This is a genomic window from Streptomyces sp. NPDC048255, assembly GCF_040652415.1.
Taxonomy (GTDB): Bacteria; Actinomycetota; Actinomycetes; order Streptomycetales; family Streptomycetaceae; genus Streptomyces.
The window spans coordinates 321,734-339,929 of sequence record NZ_JBEZMA010000002.1 but is presented as its reverse complement, the minus strand read 5'-3'; the positions used below and the strand labels follow the sequence as shown (position 1 = coordinate 339,929).

16 protein-coding genes and 1 pseudogene are annotated in these 18,196 nt (G+C 73.6%); 7 read left to right on the top strand and 10 right to left on the bottom strand.

The window, feature by feature from the left end; translation table 11 throughout:
* Positions 1-38: 38 nt before the first annotated feature.
* Positions 39-1,229, bottom strand: a complete 1,191-nt coding sequence (locus tag AB0D94_RS03935; protein ID WP_362045032.1) for a CapA family protein — start codon at positions 1,227-1,229, stop codon at positions 39-41.
* A 343-nt stretch (positions 1,230-1,572) separates the two neighbouring features.
* Between AB0D94_RS03935 and AB0D94_RS03930 the strand changes: the two genes are divergently transcribed.
* Together AB0D94_RS03930 and AB0D94_RS03925 are read left to right on the top strand one after the other, a co-directional pair.
* Complete coding sequence (locus AB0D94_RS03930; protein WP_362045030.1) at positions 1,573-2,112, top strand: sigma-70 family RNA polymerase sigma factor; 540 nt, start codon at positions 1,573-1,575, stop codon at positions 2,110-2,112.
* A gap of 214 nt (positions 2,113-2,326) precedes the next feature.
* Positions 2,327-2,827 (top strand): hypothetical protein, encoded by a 501-nt coding sequence (locus AB0D94_RS03925; protein ID WP_362045028.1) that lies wholly within the window; start codon positions 2,327-2,329, stop codon positions 2,825-2,827.
* Here the strand turns inward: AB0D94_RS03925 and AB0D94_RS03920 are convergent.
* The 5 genes from AB0D94_RS03920 to AB0D94_RS03900 form a co-directional block, all read right to left on the bottom strand.
* Positions 2,824-3,237, bottom strand: coding sequence for a hypothetical protein (locus AB0D94_RS03920; RefSeq protein ID WP_362045026.1), 414 nt, complete (start codon positions 3,235-3,237; stop codon positions 2,824-2,826). The genes AB0D94_RS03925 and AB0D94_RS03920 overlap by 4 nt on opposite strands.
* 26 nt (positions 3,238-3,263) lie before the next feature.
* Positions 3,264-4,124 (bottom strand): DNA-formamidopyrimidine glycosylase family protein, encoded by an 861-nt coding sequence (locus tag AB0D94_RS03915; RefSeq protein WP_362045024.1) that lies wholly within the window; start codon positions 4,122-4,124, stop codon positions 3,264-3,266.
* A 20-nt stretch (positions 4,125-4,144) separates the two neighbouring features.
* The gene (locus AB0D94_RS03910) at positions 4,145-5,398 is read right to left on the bottom strand and encodes a hypothetical protein (protein ID WP_362045022.1); all 1,254 of its coding nucleotides are present in this window, start codon (positions 5,396-5,398) and stop codon (positions 4,145-4,147) included.
* Between the two features lie 73 nt (positions 5,399-5,471).
* Entirely contained in the window at positions 5,472-7,562 is a 2,091-nt protein-coding gene (locus AB0D94_RS03905; RefSeq protein WP_362045020.1) for a SpoIIE family protein phosphatase, read from the bottom strand.
* A gap of 7 nt (positions 7,563-7,569) precedes the next feature.
* Complete coding sequence (locus AB0D94_RS03900; protein ID WP_362045018.1) at positions 7,570-8,970, bottom strand: DUF6777 domain-containing protein; 1,401 nt, start codon at positions 8,968-8,970, stop codon at positions 7,570-7,572.
* A gap of 160 nt (positions 8,971-9,130) precedes the next feature.
* Between AB0D94_RS03900 and AB0D94_RS03895 the strand changes: the two genes are divergently transcribed.
* From AB0D94_RS03895 to AB0D94_RS03885, 3 genes are read left to right on the top strand one after another with little or no spacing between them, the layout of a single operon-like run.
* Complete coding sequence (locus AB0D94_RS03895) at positions 9,131-10,003, top strand: YndJ family protein (protein ID WP_362045016.1); 873 nt, start codon at positions 9,131-9,133, stop codon at positions 10,001-10,003.
* Positions 10,000-10,533 (top strand): DUF1990 domain-containing protein, encoded by a 534-nt coding sequence (locus AB0D94_RS03890; protein ID WP_362045014.1) that lies wholly within the window; start codon positions 10,000-10,002, stop codon positions 10,531-10,533. The genes AB0D94_RS03895 and AB0D94_RS03890 overlap by 4 nt, the downstream gene beginning before the upstream one ends.
* Before the next feature lie 20 nt (positions 10,534-10,553).
* Entirely contained in the window at positions 10,554-11,993 is a 1,440-nt protein-coding gene (locus AB0D94_RS03885; RefSeq protein ID WP_362045012.1) for a lipase maturation factor family protein, read from the top strand.
* Here AB0D94_RS03885 and AB0D94_RS03880 read toward each other — a convergent pair.
* Entirely contained in the window at positions 11,979-12,962 is a 984-nt protein-coding gene (locus AB0D94_RS03880) for an NAD-dependent epimerase/dehydratase family protein (RefSeq protein ID WP_362045010.1), read from the bottom strand. The two genes, AB0D94_RS03885 and AB0D94_RS03880, sit on opposite strands and share 15 nt — an antisense overlap.
* Positions 12,963-13,128: 166 nt before the next feature.
* Positions 13,129-13,302: a hypothetical protein gene (locus AB0D94_RS03875; RefSeq protein ID WP_362045055.1), complete on the bottom strand. Its 174-nt coding sequence runs from the start codon at positions 13,300-13,302 to the stop codon at positions 13,129-13,131.
* A gap of 292 nt (positions 13,303-13,594) precedes the next feature.
* Here AB0D94_RS03875 and AB0D94_RS03870 point away from each other — a divergent pair, with 292 nt between their 5' ends.
* On the top strand, positions 13,595-14,149 hold the full coding sequence (locus tag AB0D94_RS03870; protein ID WP_362045053.1) for an HD domain-containing protein: 555 nt from the start codon (positions 13,595-13,597) through the stop codon (positions 14,147-14,149).
* 47 nt (positions 14,150-14,196) lie between these two features.
* Here the strand turns inward: AB0D94_RS03870 and AB0D94_RS03865 are convergent, their stop codons facing one another.
* Entirely contained in the window at positions 14,197-15,672 is a 1,476-nt protein-coding gene (locus AB0D94_RS03865) for an SDR family NAD(P)-dependent oxidoreductase (RefSeq protein WP_362045008.1), read from the bottom strand.
* A 315-nt stretch (positions 15,673-15,987) separates the two neighbouring features.
* On the opposite strand from AB0D94_RS03865, the pseudogene AB0D94_RS03860 reads away from it, so the two are divergent.
* A pseudogene (locus tag AB0D94_RS03860) lies at positions 15,988-16,800 on the top strand (DMT family transporter); the annotation flags it as partial.
* 24 nt (positions 16,801-16,824) lie between these two features.
* Here AB0D94_RS03860 and AB0D94_RS03855 read toward each other — a convergent pair.
* On the bottom strand, positions 16,825-18,132 hold the full coding sequence (locus AB0D94_RS03855) for a transglycosylase family protein (protein ID WP_362045006.1): 1,308 nt from the start codon (positions 18,130-18,132) through the stop codon (positions 16,825-16,827).
* Between the last annotated feature and the right edge of the window lie 64 nt (positions 18,133-18,196).

The window sequence follows — 18,196 nt, the reverse complement described above, 5'->3', positions numbered from 1 at the left end:
CGATCTGGCCGGGCCCGGCCAGATCGACGGGACAGCCCCTACCGGCCCATGCTCAGGCCGTCCTTGGCCGCGCCGCGGCTGAGGACGGCTTCGGAGATGGCCTCCTGGGCGGTCCGGTAGTCCTCGTGGTCGGGGTGGGCGGCGAGGCCCGCGGGGAGGTTGACCACCCGGCCCGCGCCCCGGTCCATCCACTGGGGGACGAACTCGGCCTTGGTGACCTGCCAGCGCTGTCCGGCCGCGGCCGGCGGGGCGAAGGTGAAGCGGCCGATGGAGCCGTAGCCGCCGCGCGCGTCCTCCTCGCCGGAGTGGTTGAACATCTGCCCGGCGACCTGGTCGCCCATGCCGTAGACGATCCAGGTCCCGTTGACCTTCTCGTAGGGCTGCGGGACGTGCGCGTGCGTGCCGAGGATCAGGTCGATGTCGGGGCGGCCGCCGGTCTGCGAGGCGGTCAGCGCCTTGCCGAGGGAGAGCTGCGTCCCGTCCGGCTCGGTCTGCCATTCCGTGCCCCAGTGCACGCTCACCAGGACCACGTCCGCGCCTGCCTTCCGAGCGGCCCGCGCATCCGCGACGATCTTGTCCTGCCGCATGAGGTTGACCGCCCACGGCTGTCCTTCGGGCATCGGGTAGCCGTTGGTGCCGTAGGTGTACGCGAGGTGCGCGACCTTGGCGGAGCCCGCCGTGTACGTGGTCACCGCGGCGGCCTCGGCGGCCGTACGGGCCGAACCGGCGTGCCCGAGCCCGACCTTGTCGAACCGGTCCAGCGTGCGTCGCAGCCCGTCGGCCCCGTCGTCCAGGGTGTGGTTCGAGGCCGTGGAGCAGCCGTCGTAGCCGGTGGCCTTGAGCGCGTCGGCGATCTCGGGCGGGGAGACGAAGGCCGGGTAGCCGGAGTAGGGGCCGCCGTCCTCGCCGTAGATGGTCTCCATGTGGCAGAGGGCCAGGTCGGCCGCGGAGACGACGGGTCCGACGCCGGAGAACATGGGTCTGAAGTCGTAGCCGTCCCCGTCCGCGTCGGCTGCGCCCTGCCGGATGATCGAGGTGTGGGGAAGGACGTCGCCGCTCGCGACGAGGGTGAACCCTTTGGCCGCGGGGGCTCCGGCGGCGGTGGACGGCGGGGCGCCGGAACCGGCGAGGCGGGCCGGTGCGGATTCCCCGGCGGCAGAGCAGCCGACGGCGGCCGACAGCAGGAGGGCCGCGAGGACGGCGGCGGTATGCCGGGTGCGCTTGATCATCTGCCGCGGCTCCCCTTAATAGGATTATTGGATTAGCTGCAATCCATAGAACGAGACGCGGCAAGTCAAGGAACGGCTCCGTCCGCTCCGTGCCCGCTCACTCCGATGGCGGCGCCGACGACGTGCGCGCGCCCCCACTCCCCCGCCGCCGCGGTGACGGCCGACCCGCCCTGCCGTTCGCCGTGCCGTTCGACCGTTCACCGACCGGTGCGGCCGCCCACCGGACGACCCGGGGGCTTGGGCGCAATGCCGGGGCCGGACGGTTCCCGGGCCGCTCCGTGCAGGTGAGGGTGGATCCGTCGCCCTCCCCAACGGAAGGCCCGCACCTCGGAAGGAGCCCCTCGTGCCGCTCTCCCCCACCCTCCTGCGCACGGACCCCGAGGCGCTGGCCGAACTCCAGCGCGACCACGGGCGGGCCCTGTTCGGATTCCTGCTCGGCCTCACGGCCGGCGACGCGCAGCGGGCGGAAGACCTCGTGCAGGAGACCCTGGTGCGCGCCTGGCAGCATCCCGAGGTGCTGGCCAGCGCGCACGAGTCCATGCGGCCGTGGCTGTTCACGGTGGCCCGGCGGCTCGCGATCGACGCCCGCCGGGCCCGGCTGTCCCGGCCGCAGGAGGTGGACCCCGAAGGGCTGGAGCAGGCCCCGGCGCCGGTGGACGAGGTGGCCGGATCGGTCACCGCGATCGACGTCCGGCGCGCCGTCGGCTCGCTCGGCCCGGAGCACCGGGAGGTGCTGATGCAGGTCTACTTCCAGGACCGGTCCGTCGCCGAGGCCGCGGCGGAGCTCGGCATTCCGGCCGGAACGGTCAAGTCCCGTACGTACTACGCCCTGCGCGCCCTGCGGAAGGGCCTCCAGGGGTACGGGTACGGCCTCGGCGCCTGAGGCGGCGCAGGGGAGGACGCGGGGAGCCGCAGGGGAGGGTGCAAGTACCGTCCCGAACGTGCACGGAACCGACACATTGCGCAAGAAAATCGGCACCAGACCGTGCAAGTTGAGTAAACATCCCCCGCTGCGGGAGCCGCTGGGGGAAGGCTCAGGACTTGACGGCGGGACGGCTCAACGCGCGGGAGAAGGTGGAACGGTGCAGCCCGAGGGTATGAACGGCACCAGTGACGGCGGGCTCGCGGTGCCCATGGCATGGCTCTACGCCGAGTACATCGCGGACGAACTGCTGCGCACGGGCCGGCTGATCCCGGTCAGCACCCTGGAGTTCCGGGCCGGACGCGACACGCTCGCGCTCACGATCTACCTCTCGGACGCGGCCGGTGAGCTCTCCGGGATCCGGGTGGTCTCGCAGCTCGACGAATGGCTGTCGCTGACGGCGTACGGGCACCCCTGGCGCGACTGGGTGCGCACCCGGTTCCTCGCGCTGGGCGAGGAGGCCGTGGAACGGGGCGAGGCCGAGGAGCCGGACCTGGAACTGGCCCGGGCGGCGTGGCGCTGGCTGGACCGCACCGAGCTGTTCGCCACCAACCTGGACCCCGGACGGCACGGCCACGCCGACACCCCGCCGGAACTGGACGAGAACGCCCGGGTCTGGACCCCGGCCTGGCAACTCGGCCTACCTCTGGGCCACTTGGCCATGCACCTGTTCTAAAGCCCGGACCCCGTCCGGGCACTGGCGCCCGGGGCCTCGGCCGGGTCCGTCACCAGGCCGGTGAAGTCGGCCTCGTTGCGCTCGGCCCGGGTGACGTACCACCGGGCGATGAGCCACATCACCGGGTACACCAGAAGCCCCAGCGCCGCCCAGACCAGCGGCCCCGACCCGGTCCCCGGCACGACGAACACCAGCGGCAGCGCCCCGACGAACAGGGCGAGCGCGCCCAGCGCCCACAGGGCGGCGCGCAGCTGGCTGCGCATGAGAGCCCGTACGTAGGTCGCGCCGAGGGTGGTCTGCTCGGAGATCTCCGAGCGGGCCGGGGTGTGCGCGGGCGCCCGGCGGCGGGTGCCCCGGGGGACCCCGGTGACGATCTCGCGCCGGGGCGGCGACTGCTGCTCCTCGGCCATGGCGCAGGAGTCTACGCAGCGCCGGGTCATTTGAGGAGACGCGAGAGCCTCCGGTCGGCGAGCGGCTTCCCGCCGGTCTGGCAGGTGGGGCAGTACTGGAGCGAGGAGTCCGCGAAGGACACCGAGCGGACGGTGTCCCCGCACACCGGGCACGGCTCGCCGTCCCGGCCGTGCACCCGCAGCCCGCTCTTCTTCTCGGCCTTGAGCTGCCCGGCGGCCACGCCGTGCGCCCGGCCGACGGCCTCGCGCAGGGTGTCCTGAACGGCCTCGTACAGGAGCGTGATCTGCTCCTCGTCGAAGGCGGCAGCCAGTTTGAACGGGGAGACCTTGGCCCGGTGCAGGATCTCGTCGCTGTACGCGTTGCCGATGCCGGCGACGACGCTCTGGTCGCGCAGGACTCCCTTGATCTGGCGCCGCTCCCCCGCGAGCAGGGCCGCGAAGGCGTCCCGGCCGAAGGCCTCGGCCAGCGGGTCCGGCCCGAGCCGGGCGATGCCGGGCACCTCCTGGGGGTCGTGCACCACGTACACGGCGAGCCGCTTCTGGGTCCCGGCCTCGGTGAGGTCGAAGCCGCCGCCGCCCTCCAGGGCGACGCGCAGGGCGAGCGGGCCCTTGCCGGGGCGCGGCGGCTGCGCGGGCAGGGTGTCCTGCCAGCGCAGCCAGCCGGCCCGGGCCAGGTGGGTGACGAGGTGGAGCTCGCCGACGGCCATGGCCAGGAACTTGCCGTACCGGGCCGTGGTCCCGGCCGGCTTGCCTTCGAGGGCGGTCACGGGCGGGTCGTACGTCTTGAGCACGCTCACCGCGAGCGGGTGGACGCGCTCCACCACCCGCCCGGTGAGGTGCTCGTCGAGGTACTCGCGCAGGGCCTCGACCTCCGGCAGCTCCGGCATGCTCCCAGCCTGCCGCCGCCTCAGGCGAAACGCGAGCTGGGCACGGGGCCCGGTGACGCGACGCGGTCGCGGGGCGCCGAGAGCCAGCCGGTGCTGATCCCTGTCACGAACGCCCGGAAGCCCTCGTCCGCGTCGTGCGGGGTCGCGCCGTCGCCCTCGTCCGGCTCGGTGTCCGCCGCCGCGATCTCGCGGGCGACGGCCTCCTCGGCCCGGTCCTCGTCCTGCCGGCGCGGGGCGACGTACTGGCACAGCAGGGCGCTGAAGTCCGCGCTCACCGCGGGCGGGTCGGTCCAGCAGGTGGCGTGCTCGTAGAGGATCTGGCCGTCGGCGCGCGCGTGCAGCGTACGGACGAGGTCCTGGTCGACGGCGTTGAGGTCGTGCGCGACGACGAGGGTGTCCGTACGGGTGGGCTCGTACGGCACCACGGGCAGCCCGAGCACCTGCGCGGCGGCGAGCCCGAGGATCCGGTCGGACCGGCCGGGCAGCAGCGAGACCGTGCCGGGGGCGCGTCCGGCGGCCTCCAGCGCGATCACGAGCCGGGCCAGGCCGCGGCGGCACTGCTCGGGGCTGTCGCCGAGGTAGGCGTACCGGCCCGTCATGCCGGCGTCCCAGCCGTACGGGGAGAGGGTGCCGAGCAGGCCGCCGGTGAGGCCGTAGTGCCAGCCGCGCAGGTCGGCCGCGCCGAGCGGGTCGGGGTGCCCCGCCGTGCGCTGGGCCCGGCGGGACTGGCTGCTGCGCAGTACCTGGCGCGCCTGGCGCTCGCGGGCGCCCGACCACTGGGGGTCCTCGGGAGCGGGGAGGCCGAGGAGCAGCCCCTCCGCGGTGTCCAGGTCCCCGGCGAGCAGGGTGTGGTGGACCAGGAGGTACGTCTCGGGCCAGGCGGGCAACTGCGCGCCGCGGGCGGCGAGGAGGCCGGCGGCCTCGGCGTGCCGGTGTTCGTCCTCCAGCGCGGAGACCAGTTCGGCGAGCAGCGGCCGGGAGTCGGGGAGCGTCCTCAGTGCCTCGCGCAGCGGAGCGACGGCGAGGAAGGCGATGCCGCGTTCGACGCAGCCGTAGCCGAGGTCGTAGAGGGCCTGGGGGTCCTGCGGCCGCTCGGCGGCGGCCGCGGCGGCTGCGGCCAGGTCCTCGAACCCGGCGGCACCGGCCAGGGCGCGGGTGGCCTCGGCGAGTTCGGGGAGGGACATCGTCTCGGCGTGCGGCCGCAAGGACCGTACGGCTCCGGGCAGATCGCCGTTCTTCAGCAGTCGGCGCACGTCTTCCATGGCGTTGGTCATCGCCCTCGATCCTCGGGGACCGCGGGCGCACCCCGCAACGGACTTTCCGCGGTCCCGGACCGGGGGCAGGGCCTCAGGTCATGAGGAACTCGCACCACACGCACTTGCCGCTGCCCCGCGGTTCCACGCCCCAGTCGTCCGCCAGGCGGTCCACGAGCATCAGGCCCCGTCCCGAGACGCCCGAATCCCCTGCTTCGCGGCGCCGCGGCAGCGCGCTGGAGCGGTCCTCGACCTCGACCCGCAGCCGCCGTTCGGGGCCGGTCAGGACGCGCAGGGTGACGATCGCCGGGCCGTCGGTGTGCATCAGGGCGTTCACGATGAGCTCGTCCGCGACCAGCTCGATCTCGTCGGCCCGTTCCCGCGCGCCCCAGGCGCGGACGGCCGCTCCGATCATGTGGCGGGCCGCGACCAGGGCCTCCGGGTCGCCCGGCGCCACGTGCTGCTGGAGGCGGCCGCCGCCCGGCGGGAGGTCCTCGATGTCGCGGCGCAGCAGGAGCAGGGCCATGTCGTCGTCCCCGCCGCGGTCGTCGACGACCCCGCACAGCCGGTCCGCCAGCAGTTGCAGGTCCGCGGGGCCGCTGCGGATCAGCGCGGTGAGCAGCTGGATTCCGTCGTCGAGGTCGGCTCCGGGCTGTTCCACCAGGCCGTCCGTGCACAGCAGGATCGTTTCCCCCGGGTCCAGTTCCACCGTGGTCACCGGGTATTCGAGGCGGCCGAACTCCGCCGACAGGCCGAGCGGCATCCCGCCGCGCACCGGGAGCCTGCGGCAGTCCCCGTCGCGGGTGCGCAGCAGGGGGTCGATGTGACCGGCCCGGACCAGCTGGAGCACGCCCGTCGACAGGTCCGCCTCCACGTACGTGCAGGTCGCGAAGCGGTCGGTGTCGAGCTCGTGCAGGAAGACCGACGCCCGGGCCATGACGGTGGCCGGCGAGTGCCCTTCGGCGGCGTAGGCGCGCAGCACGATGCGCAGCTGGCCCATGACCGCCGCCGCGTGGGTGTCGTGGCCCTGCACGTCGCCGATGACCGCCCCGACCCGGCCGCCGCTGCGGGCTCCGGCCTGGGAGACGCCGGGCAGCGGGATGACGTCGTACCAGTCGCCGCCGATGTCCTGGCCCATCCGGGCGGAGCGGTACCGCACGGCGATCTGCCCGCCCGGCACCGAGGGGATCCGCCGCGGCAGCATGGCCTGCTGGAGGCCTTCGGCCAGATCGTGTTCCTGCTCCAGCAGCATCGCCCGCTGGAGGCTCTGCGCGATGCTGCTGCCCAGCGCGACCAGCAGGTTCCGCTCGTCCTGGGTGAAGCCGTCCTTGTCCTGGTACAGCAGCCCGATCGCGCCGATCGGGCGGGCCTGGGCGATCAGCGGCAGATAGGCGGCCGCCGAGATGTCCATGTACGAGATCTTCGCCCAGAGCCCGGGATAGCCCTGGGCGAACTCCTGCGCCGAGTCGAGGAAGCGCGGCTGGAGCGAGCGGACGACCTCGCTCATCGGGTACGGCTCGTCGATGCGCGTGTAGCGGGTGCCGGGGACGAAGCTGCCCTGCGGTCCCTCGGCGACGAGGTGGATGCGGCCGGCCTCGACGAGACCCATCACCATGCCCATCGAGCCGAGCCGCTCCAGGCCGTGGGCGTCGCCGAGCGCGTCGATGACGTCCTGGACGGTGCGGGCGTGCGCGAGGGCGGCGGTGGTGCTCTCGACGACGGACGTCTGGCGGCGTCTTTCCTCGTCGAGACCGAGCCGCTCGGCCGAATGACTGAGCTCCTCGGTCGCGTCGCGGACGATGCCGATGATCCGGTACGGGCGCCCGTCCGGGCCGCGCATGACGCGGCCCTGGGTGTGGGTCCAGCGCAGCCGGCCGTCGCGGCACCGGATGCGGAAGTAGGCGCCGTAGGTGTCCTCGCTGCTCTTGAGGGCGCTGGAGACGAGGGCGTCGAGCCGGGTGGCCTCAGCGGCCGGGACGCGCGGCGAGAGGGATTCCGGCCGCCCGTCGTACTCCCCGGCGGCCGTGTCGAAGACGTCCAGGGCCGCCGAGTCCAGGTGCATGAGGCCGGTGACCAGGTCCCAGTCGAAGCTGCCCATCCGGTTCAGTGCCAGCGACCGGTCCGGATGTGCGGGCCAGTCGTCCGGGAGGGAAACGGTGCTCGGCACCGGTCCACCATGACACACGGGCCGGTCAGGCGCTCTCCAGGGAGTAGCCGGGGTCCGAGGGGTCCAGTGACGGATCCAGTGACGGGTCCAGTGACGGGTCCAGTGACGGGTCGGGGACGGCGCCCGGATCGTGCTCCTCGTCCGGCGAAGGGATCGTGCCATCGGATTCCAGCGGGACCTCCGGGACGTCCGGGAAGGGCGACGTCGGGTCGTACGGCAGGCCGGACATCCCGTCGGACGGCAGGTCGGACATGCCGTCCGACGGAAGCTCGCCCGGCTGGTTCGACGGCAGGTCCGGACGGGTGTCCGGACGCGCCTCCTGGCTGGTGCCCCGGTCCGGCGGGCAGTCCGTCGCCCGGGGGAGCGGGGCGGGCGCCGCGGGGGTGCCCGGCGCACTGGGACGGCCGGGCTCCGTCGGCGGAGCCTTCTCCGTCGCCCGGGCGGGCGGGGCGATCTCCGTCGCCCGGGGGGGCGGGAGCGGGGTGGGCGCCGCGGGGGTGCCCGGGGCGCTGGGACGGCCGGGCTCCGTCGGCGGAGCCGTGCGGGCCAGGCCGTTGGTCGGGCAGGGGTCGGACGGTGTGGTTCCGCGGGGGTTGGCGGGCCCGTTCGGGATGCCGTCCGCCGGGTCGTACGGGGGGACCACCTGCGGGGTCCGGTCCTGGGCCCCGTCGTCGCCGGTCTTGCGCTCGATCCAGGTGTTGTCGGCGATGTTGACGATCACCAGGTTGTTGATCACGTGGGGGGTCGGTTCGATCACGACGACCTGGTTGGGCTGGTAGCCGCTCCACGGCTCGCCCTTGTGCACCGGGGAGCCCTTGGCCGCGAGCGGGGACTGGAGCGGATTGCCGCACGCGCAGCGCACCCGCGGCATGCCGTGGTCGTCGACGAGGACGGCCGTGCCCGCCTGGAGGACGGACTGGAAGCTGTCGGCCCGGCCGTCGAGGAAGCCGTGGCTGGTGACCCGGGTGTCGGCGCGGAGCACGACGGGGGTGAGGCCGCGCAGGAAGTCGGGGATCTTCGCCTGTTCGATGCCGGAGACCGCGGCGAAGGCGCGGGCCTTGGGCTCGTCGGCGGTGAGGTAGCGGACCTGCTGCTCCACGTCGCAGCTGCCGAGCCGCTGGGTGCCGCCGTACAGGCCCGGGGTGGCCGCGTTCACGGTGCGGATGCCCCGTCCGGTCGGGTTGGGCAGCGGGGGCTGTACGGGGGCGGACTCGCGGGTGGCGGAGGAGGCCGTGAAGGGTGCGGGGCCGGCGGCGGCCACGGGTTCGAGGTAGACCTCCTGGCTCTCGGATCCTGCCGTGCTCACGGTCTCGTCGGAGCCGCCGCAGCCCGCGGCGAGCAGGCCGAGGACTGCCAGGAGGGCGGCTCCCGCGGGTCCGTGACGGCGCGGCGCCTGACGAGGTGTCGGAGGTGTCAGTGCGTGCACGCGATTCTCCCTTTCGCCCCGGTTGCTTCCTCTTGTCTGCCGCATCCTCGCGACCGCCGCAACCGGAAGAGCGTCTTGAACATGTTCAAGGAACCTCGTAGAGTCACCCATGTGAGTTGAACGCGTTCAAAGCGTTGATCCGCACTTCGGGGGAGTCCGCGTGACGGTACTGGTGAACCTGATCGTCACCCTGGGCATGCTCTACGTCCTGCCCGCCGGCCTGCACCTGATCGACCCGGCCGGGCTGCGCTGCACCGCCCGGCTCTGGCCCCTGCTCGCCGCCCCCGGGGCCGTGTGCCTCTGGCTGCCGCGCGGGGCCCTCGCCACCTCGCTCGCGGCACTGTACGCGGCGGCCACGCTGGCCCTTGCGGCGCGGGCCCCGGCCCGGCTGCTGCGCAACCTCCGCCGGGCCGCCGCCGGCGGACCCCGGGCGCTCTCCCCGCCCGAGGTCGCCGTGCTCACGGCCCTGGCCTCGCCGTCGGTCGCCGGAGTGGCCCTGGTCGCCGAACGGGCCGGACACCGGCTCTTCGGCTTCGACCTCGACATCCTGGCGCTGACCGTGCCGCACTTCCACTACGCCGGGTTCGCGGCCGCCCTGGTCGCCGGGCTGGTCTGCCGGGCGGCGGCGCCTGGTGCCTGGGCCGCCGGGGCTGCGTACAGCGTCCCCGCCGGCACCGTGCTCGTGCTCCTCGGCTACTTCGTCGACGACTGGGCCGAGCTGGCGGGCGCGGTGGTCCTGACCGGCGGGATGTGGGCCGTGGCCCTGCTGACCTGGCGGGAGATCCGGCCCCCGGCCCGCGACCGGACCACCCGGGCCCTGCTGGCGGTCTCGGCGGCCGTCCTCGTCGCCACCATGCTGCTCGCCCTGTGGTGGGCGGCCGGCGAGGCCACCGGCATCACGCACCCCACCCTGACCTGGATGGCCGCGACCCACGGCCTCGGCAACGCGCTCGGCTTCGCCCTGTGCTCGGTGCTGGCCTGGCGCCGGCTGACCGAAGACGCACCCAACCGTCCGGAGGAGACCACCCCATGACCCGACTCATCGGCGCCGGCCGCAGCATGTTCAGCTACCCCGACCGGGGTGCGACCGCCCACAGCCCCCTGCCCGCCGGATACAACCACCTGCGCCACCGCACCCGGATAGGGCAGGGACGGGCCGTCTTCGAGAGCGCCGGAATCGCGGTCACCACCTTCCACGCCCACCGGACCTCGGGCATGCGGATCCGGGCCGATGCCGGCGCCGTCCGGCCAGGCAGCCGCGTGGAGGTCGGCATCGGCCTGGGCGCGCTGCGGATCACCGCTCCGTGCGAGGTGATCTGGACGGCGTACGAGCCCGCCCGCATCGGCTTCGCCTACGGAACCCTGGAGGGCCACCCCGAGAGCGGGGAGGAGTCCTTCGTCGTGGACATGGACGCCGACGGCACGGTGTGGTTCACGGTGACCGCCTTCAGCCGCCCCGGCCGCTGGTACACCCGGCTCGCGGGCCCCGCGGTCCCCTTCCTCCAGCTGCGGTACGCGCGCCGGCTGGGCCACACCCTGCGCAGGCTGGCCACCGCTGCCTGACCGGCCCGATACTGGAGACGATGGACTGGTTCACGGCGCCCGGGTACTGGCTGGGCCGGCTGGTCTTCCAGCGGGCCCTGGCCGGTGTCTACCTCCTCGCCTTCATCGGGGCCGCCCTGCAGTTCCGGGCCCTGATCGGGGCGCACGGCATGCTGCCCGTGCCGCGCTACGTGCGGTACGTGCCCTTCAGGCGCGCCCCGAGCCTGTTCCAACTGCGCTACTCGGACCGGCTCTTCGCAGGCTGCGCCTGGGCCGGTGCGGCGCTGGCCGCCGCACTGGCCGCGGGGGCCGGGGACGAGGTGCCGCTGGCCGTGGCCATGGCCATGTGGGCCCTGCTGTGGCTGCTCTACCTCTCCATCGTGAACGTGGGGCAGACCTGGTACTCCTTCGGCTGGGAGTCCCTGCTGCTGGAGGTGGGCTTCCTCGCCGTCTTCCTCGGCAACGCCCGGACCGGGCCGCCGGTGCTGGTGCTGTGGCTGCTGCGCTGGGTGCTCTTCCGGGTGGAGTTCGGCGCGGGGCTGATCAAGATGCGCGGGGACCCCTGCTGGCGCAAGCTCACCTGCCTGTACTTCCACCACGAGACGCAGCCGATGCCGGGGCCGCTGAGCTGGTTCTTCCACCATCTGCCCAGACCCCTGCACCGGGTGGAGTGCGCCGCCAACCACGTCACCCAACTGCTGGTGCCGGTCCTGCTGTTCACCCCGCAGCCGGTGGCCTCGTACGCCGCCGGGACCATCGTGGCCACCCAGCTGTGGCTCGTGCTGTCGGGGAACTTCGCCTGGCTGAACTGGCTGACGATCACGCTGGCCCTGTCGGCCGTCGACTTCACCGGGCTCGCGGGCGCTCCCCCGGCCGCCGCCTCGCGCGCGGCGCCGGTGTGGTTCGTGGTCCTGGTCTGCGCCGTGACCGTCCTGGTGCTGGTGCTGAGCCGGCATCCGGTGCTCAACATGGTCTCGCGGCGCCAGGTGATGAACCGCTCCTTCGACTCGCTCCACCTCGTCAACACCTACGGGGCCTTCGGCACGGTGGGCCGGATCCGCGACGAGGTGGTGGTCGAGGGCACCGCCGACCGGATGCCGCTCGCCGACGGGGACTGGCGGGAGTACGGCTTCAAGGGCAAACCGGGCGGACCGCGCAGGATTCCGCGCCAGTTCGCCCCGTACCACCTGCGCCTCGACTGGCTGATGTGGTTCGCCGCGCTCTCCCCCGGCTACGCGCGCGACTGGTTCGGGCCGTTCGTGGAGCGGCTGCTGGCGGGCGACCGCGACACGCTGCGGCTGCTGCGCCACAACCCCTTCCCCGACGCCCCGCCCCGCTACGTCCGGGCCCGTCTGTACCGCTACCGGTTCACCACCTGGCGGGAGCTGCGCGAGACGGGCGCCTGGTGGCACCGCACGCTGCTGCGCGAGTACCTGCCGCCGACCCGTCTCGCGGACGCCGCCCGGTCAGAGCCCGAGTAGCTCGGCCTCCCGCTCCGCGGAGATGCCCTTCTGCGGCCGGTCGGGCCGGTGGGGGGCCACGCCGCCGAGCGACCTCAGCCAGGCCCAGGTGTCGGCCACCGTCTCCTCCACGGGCCGGCACACCAGGCCCGCCTCCAGGGCCTTGGTGACGTCGGCGCCGAACATGTAGTCGTGCAGCTCGCCTTCCGGGAGCCAGACGGGAAGCTCGGTCCAGGGCTCGATCCCGGCCGCCTCGATGACGGAGGCGTCGGTCCAGCGCGCCTCGGCCACGGCTCCGGTGGCGGCGGCGCAGGCGTCCAGGAAGCTGCCCATGGTGGCGTGGCCGGGCGGGGAGACCAGGTTGTACGCACCTCCGCGTCCGGCGGCCGCCGCGTCCAGGGTCCAGCGCGCGAGGTCGCGCACGTCGACGTACTGGAGCGGCAGGCCGGGGCGTCCGGGCGCGAGGAAGGGGCCGCCCCGGGCCAGCCGGTTCAGCCACCAGGGCAGGCGGCCCACGTTCTCGTACGGGCCGATGATCAGCCCGGCGCGGACCAGCAGGGCGCGGTCGCCGAAGGCGTCCAGGGCCGCGAGTTCGCCGCCCCGCTTGTCCTCGGCGTAGGCGACGGACCCGGCGTCGGGCGAGCCTTCGACGATCGGGCCGTCCTCGGCGAGGCCGGCCGGGGCCGGGTACGCGTACACCGAGCGGCTGGAGATGTACGCGTAACCTCCGACCCGGCCGCGCAGCAGGCGGGCGCTGTCACGGACGGCGGTGGGGGCGCCGCTCCAGGTGTCGACGACGAGGTCCCACTCCCCCGTGGCGAGGGCGTCCAGACCACCGGGGGCGGTGCGGTCCCCGTGCAGGGCCGAGGTGCCCGGCGGGGGCGCGTGGTGGCCCCGGTGGAAGACGGTCACCTCCCAGCCCCGGGCGAGGGCGTCCTCGGTGATCGCGCGTCCGACGAATTCGGTACCACCCAGCATCAGCAGCTTCATGCGGATCACCCTGCCGGTGCGGCGGGGCCCGCGGAAGCCTTGATCGCCCTCAGCGATGACGCTCACGGCGTACGGGATGCGGGAACCCCCGGCGCCCTGCCCCGGCCGGGCAGGGCAGCGCCCCCGGCACCGGTCGGGCGGGGGCGCTCGGGCTCGCGGCCCGGGGTCAGTCGATGCCGGGCAGGATGTGCGACTCCGCCAGGTCGTCCTCGTATCCCGCCAGCCTGATCGGGGCGGACCGGGCCCAGACCTCGAGACTGCCGAGCTCATCCGAGCGGGGGTTGTTCTTCCGCACCGTAGCTTCCAGCAGCACCTGGTCGGGCTTCTTCGTATCTGTCACCGCGCACTCCTTTGTGTCGCGTAACCCGGCAGGCGAACCGCGCCGGGCAAGGGAGAAAGGGATACCGGACGCGGTGGCGCCATGGTGGAGCTTGGCCCGGTTGGGGCCGTCTTGATGCCCCTCAGAGTACACATATGAGCGCACCCCCGCTCGATGGAAAGGCAAAATCCACACCGCCCGCTTGTTTTCGCCGCGAGTTCAGCAAGTCGTGGGCCGCGGTGTCCATGACGGATGGTCTGCTCGACGCCGGCATACGCGACGGAGGGAGCGGCCGGTGACGAAGTCCGGTGTGGTGGCGGTCAGTTGTGTCGAGGAGCTGATGGAGATGCTGCTCGCCTGCCGCGGTGCCTGGGACACGCCCGACCGCAGCGGGGACCCGGTCGACCTGCACGACCACGGGCTCCAGACGGCGGCCCTGTTGCGCCGCTCACACCCCGCAGACAAGGAACTCCAGGTCGCGGGCCTGGTCCACGACCTCGGCCATTTGCTCCGTCCGGGTGACGACGCCGGCCACGCCGACCACGCGGCGGCGGCCCTGCGCCCGCTGCTGGGCGAGCGGGTGGCCCGGCTGGTACGGCTGCACGTGCCGGCCAAGCGCTACCTGGCCGCGGTGGAGCCGGAGCGGGCGCTGTCCCCGCAGAGCGCGCTGACCCTGCGGGCCCAGGGCGGGGTGATAGGCGAGGCGGAGATCCGCGCCTTCGCGGCCGACCCGGACGCGGAGGCCGCCGTGACCCTGCGCCAGGCGGACGACGCGGGCAAGGTGCCGGGCCTGGACGCGGGGTCGATGGAGGACTGGCGGCCGGTCCTGGAACTGGTGGCCGCGTCCTCTTCTTCCTGTTCCTCCTGAGGGCCCGGTCCGCAGGTGCGTGCTGCGGCCGCCGGGCCCCGGGGTTCCTACCAGTTGGCGGGGGCGTAGTCCTTGAGGAAGACTCCGAACAGGTCTTCGCCCGCCTCGCCGCGGACGACGGGGTCGTAGACCCGGGCCGCGCCGTCGATCAGGTCGAGGGGGGCGTGGAAGCCCTCCTCGGCGAGGCGCAGCTTGTCGAAGTGCGGGCGCTCGTCGGTGATCCAGCCGGTGTCGACCGAGGTCATCAGGATGCGGTCGGTCTGGAACATCTCCTGGCCGCTGGTCCGCGTCACCATGTTCATCGCGGCCTTGGCGGCATTGGTGTTCGGGTGGCCCGCGCCCTTGTAGCCGCGGCTGAAGACGCCCTCCATCGCCGAGACGTTGACGACGTACGCCCGGCCGCTGGACGACTTGCGGGCGGCATCGGCCATGGCCGGCCGGAGCGCGCTGATCAGGATGAACGGCGACGTGTAGTTGCACAGCTGGGTCTCGAGCAGCTCCACCGGGGAGATCTGGTCGATGGTCTGCACCCAGGTGTTGCTGTCGACGACGTCGGGCAGCAGGCCGCCCGCGTCGATGGCGGTGCCGGCGAGGTGCCGCTCCAGGCTGGCGTTGCCGGCGACCAGGGCGAGGTCGGCGACCTTCTGTGCCTCGAGCCCGCTCACCCCGACGGGCAGCGCCGCCAGGCCGTCGACCGCGCCGGAGTTGAAGGCGCCGATGACGTGGTGGGCGGGGAGCTCACCGGCGGGCAGCGGGGCGGACTCCCCCTCCACCAGCGCCGCGTAGGCGGTGGGCAGGCGGCGCACGGTCTGCGTCGCGTTGTTGATCAGGATGTCGAGCGGACCGGCCGCCGCCACCTGGTCGGCGAGGGCCACGGCCTGGGCCGGGTCGCGCAGGTCGATGCCGACGACCTCCAGGCGGTGCATCCAGTCCCCGGAGTCCTCCATCGCCTTGAAGCGGCGGATGGCGTCCTTGGGGAAGCGCGTGGTGATCGTGGTGTGGGCGCCGTCGCGCAGCAGCCGCAGCGCGATGTACATGCCGATCTTGGCCCGGCCGCCGGTGAGCAGCGCGCGCTTGCCGGTGAGGTCGGCACGGGCCTCGCGCCTGGCCCGGTTCTCGACGGCGCACTTCGGGCAGAGCTGGTGGTAGAAGTAGTCGACCTCGACGTACCGCGTCTTGCAGATGTAGCAGGAGCGCGGGCGCTGGAGTATCCCGGCGATCCGGCCGGACTCCGTGACCGAGGAGGGCAGGAGGCCCTCGGTCTCGTCGTCGATGCGCTCGGCGGAGCCGGTCGCGGTCGCCTCGGTGACGGCCTTGTCGTTGGCGGTCTTGGCGGCGCGGCGCTCCTGGCGGCGGCGCTGCTTGACCGTGCGGTAGAGCCCGGCGGTGGCGCGGCGTACCGTGACAGCGTCGGGGTGGTCGACGTCGAGCTTGTCCAGCTCGTCGAGCACGCTGAGGCAGAGCTCCAGCCGCTCGGGGTCGATGCCCGGTCCGTAGTCGTGGCTTTCCTCGGTCACCGTCATGGCCGCTGCCGTTCCTTGTTCACTGGTCCGCATCCGCCTGCTGCGGAAGTCCCCAAAAGGGAAACTGTACGGATTCCCCGCGCCCGGAACCAAACCCGATCACGTACCCCTCACGCTCCGCGAACCCGGTGTCACCTCACGGAGCGGTGACCGCGCGCGGCGGGAGCGCGCCGGCGGGGATCTGTACTGCCTCTGTACTGCGCCCGCACTACCTCTGCAGTGATCGCGTACTCCGTCTGGACTATGCCTGGAGGATGACTCGTGACCTCCTCCGGGAGGAGGAACAGATCGTCCTGGTGGGGCATTGTGGAACTTATGAGTGCCCTAGCGCTGTCGGTCGTTCTCTGCCTGGTGTCCGCCCTCGCGTACGCCGGTGGTGCGATCGTCCAGGAACGGGTCGCGGCGAGCACGCCGGACCGGACGTACGCTCCGCTGCGCCGGGCCGGGTGGTGGGTGGCGGTCGGGCTGAACGGCCTCGGCGCCCTGCTGCACGTGGTGGCGCTGGCCTACGGACCGCTGAGCCTGGTGCAGCCGCTCGGCGCGCTCACCATCGTCTTCGCACTGCCGATGGCGGCGTTCTTCGTGGGGCGCCGTGCGGGTACGGCGGCCTGGCGCGGGGCGCTGCTGGCCACGGTGGGCCTGGCCGGGCTGCTGGCCCTGACCGGCGGGGACGGCCGGGCGGAGCAGGCGCTGGCGGGCTCCGAGCGGAGCCTGCTGCTGATCGCGACCGGGGCCGGGGCGGCCGCGTTGTTCCTGGCGGCGCACCGGATGCACCGGCCGGTGCTGCACAGCGTGCTGCTGGCCTCCGCGGCCGGCCTGTCCTTCGGCATGGCCTCGGTGTTCACCAAGTCGGTGGCCGAGAGCTTCACCGCCGACTCCCCGGGCGCCCTCGGGCCCGACCTCGCGGCCATCGCCGTACTGGCCGCGGGCGGGCTGCTGCTGTCCCAGGCGGCGTACCGGGGGGCCGGGCTGACCGCGCCGCTGGCCACGGTGACCGTGGTCAATCCGGTGGTCGCGGCGGTGGTCGGCATCTCCCTGTTCGACGAGGGCTTCCGGTACGGGGCCGCGGGCACGGCGGCGGCGCTGGCGAGTGCCGTGCTGGCGGCGTCCGGCCTGATCCTCCTCACCGCCGTGCCCGCGCACGTGCGCGGGTCAGATGGTGACCCCATGTCCGCGGAGGTACTTCAGCGGGTCGATGTCGGAGCCGTAGCCGGGTCCCGTGCGCATCTCGAAGTGCAGGTGCGGTCCGGTGGTGTTGCCGGTCGAGCCGGAGCGGCCGATCCGCTGGCCGCCCGAGACCTGCTGCCCGGCCTTGACCCCCAGCGCCGACAGGTGCGCGTACTGGGAGTAGCGCCCGTCGGTGTGCCGGATGACGACCTGGTATCCGTACGATCCGGCCCAGCCCGCCGAGACGACCTGACCGGGGCCCACCGACTTGACGGAGGTCCCCGTCGCCACCGGGAAGTCGACGCCCGTGTGGTAGCCGCTGGACCAGGAGGAGCCGGAGACGCGGTAGGCGGTTCCCAGGGCTGCGTCGACGGGGGCCGAGTAGCTGCCCGCGGCCGGCTTCTGCTGCGCTGAGGCGGGCGCGGGCTTCTCGGCGGGCTTTGCCGCGGGCTTCTCGGCGGGCTTCTCCACGGACTTGGCCGCGGGCTTCTCGGCCTGCTTGGCGGCGGGCTTCTCAGCCGGCGGCTGGGCGGCGGGCTTCTGCGCCGCCGGTGGAGCGCCTGTGGCGGGGGCCGGCACGGGCTCCGCGGTGCGCGGCGGCTTCTCCGGGTTCTGGGCGGGCGGTGCGGCGGTGATCCGCAGGGTGAGCCGCTGGCCGGGGAAGATCAGGTTCGGGTCGGCGCCCACGGTGGCCCGGTTGGTCTCGTACAGGGCCTGCCAGCCGCCCTCGACGTGCTGCCGGGTGGCGATCGCCGAGAGGGAGTCGCCGGGCGCGACGACGTAGGGGCTCGGCAGGACGGGGGTGCCGGTCGGCCGGGGTGCGACGCTCTGCTGGGGCGCGGCCGCGCGGGCCTGCTGCGCCTGGGGCTTCGCCGCCTGCCCCGGTATCTGTGGGGCGAGGGCCGGGGCCGGGCCGCTGCGGGAGAGTCCGGCCTGCTTGCCGCAGGCGGGCCAGGCCTGCGGCCCCTGCCCCTTGAGGACCTTCTCGGCGACGGCTATCTGCTGGTCCTTGGTGGCCAGGTCCGCGCGCGGGGCGTAGACGGTGCCGCCGAAGGCCCGCCAGGTGCTCTGGCTGAACTGGAGGCCGCCGTAGTAGCCGTTCCCGGTGTTGATGCGCCAGTTGTTGGTGGACTCGCAGGCGGCGACCTTGTTCCAGGTGTCCACCGAGGCGGCGTGGGCGGCTCCGGCACCGATGAGCGGGAGCGCTATCCCGGCGCCGCCGGCGGTGAGAGCGAGCGAGGCCCGGTTGATGCTGCTCGGCTGATACCGGCGGTGCCGGCCCCGTACACCCATGGGAGCCCCCATCGAAGACATCAGGAACCGCACAACCTAACGCCACGCACAGGGCTTGACAAGG

What these genes read in the sequence shown, in the direction of transcription:
- AB0D94_RS03915 (WP_362045024.1), bottom strand. Translation starts at nt 4,124, where the DNA reads ATGCCGGAGCTGCCGGAGGTCGAGGCCCTGCGCGAGTACCTCGACGAG.
- AB0D94_RS03880 (WP_362045010.1), bottom strand. Translation starts at nt 12,962, where the DNA reads ATGAAGCTGCTGATGCTGGGTGGTACCGAATTCGTCGGACGCGCGATC.
- AB0D94_RS03855 (WP_362045006.1), bottom strand. Translation starts at nt 18,132, where the DNA reads ATGGGTGTACGGGGCCGGCACCGCCGGTATCAGCCGAGCAGCATCAAC.
- AB0D94_RS03865 (WP_362045008.1), bottom strand. Translation starts at nt 15,672, where the DNA reads ATGACGGTGACCGAGGAAAGCCACGACTACGGACCGGGCATCGACCCC.
- AB0D94_RS03890 (WP_362045014.1), top strand. Translation starts at nt 10,000, where the DNA reads ATGACCCGACTCATCGGCGCCGGCCGCAGCATGTTCAGCTACCCCGAC.
- AB0D94_RS03885 (WP_362045012.1), top strand. Translation starts at nt 10,554, where the DNA reads ATGGACTGGTTCACGGCGCCCGGGTACTGGCTGGGCCGGCTGGTCTTC.
- AB0D94_RS03935 (WP_362045032.1), bottom strand. Translation starts at nt 1,229, where the DNA reads ATGATCAAGCGCACCCGGCATACCGCCGCCGTCCTCGCGGCCCTCCTG.
- AB0D94_RS03925 (WP_362045028.1), top strand. Translation starts at nt 2,327, where the DNA reads ATGAACGGCACCAGTGACGGCGGGCTCGCGGTGCCCATGGCATGGCTC.
- AB0D94_RS03910 (WP_362045022.1), bottom strand. Translation starts at nt 5,398, where the DNA reads ATGACCAACGCCATGGAAGACGTGCGCCGACTGCTGAAGAACGGCGAT.
- AB0D94_RS03920 (WP_362045026.1), bottom strand. Translation starts at nt 3,237, where the DNA reads ATGGCCGAGGAGCAGCAGTCGCCGCCCCGGCGCGAGATCGTCACCGGG.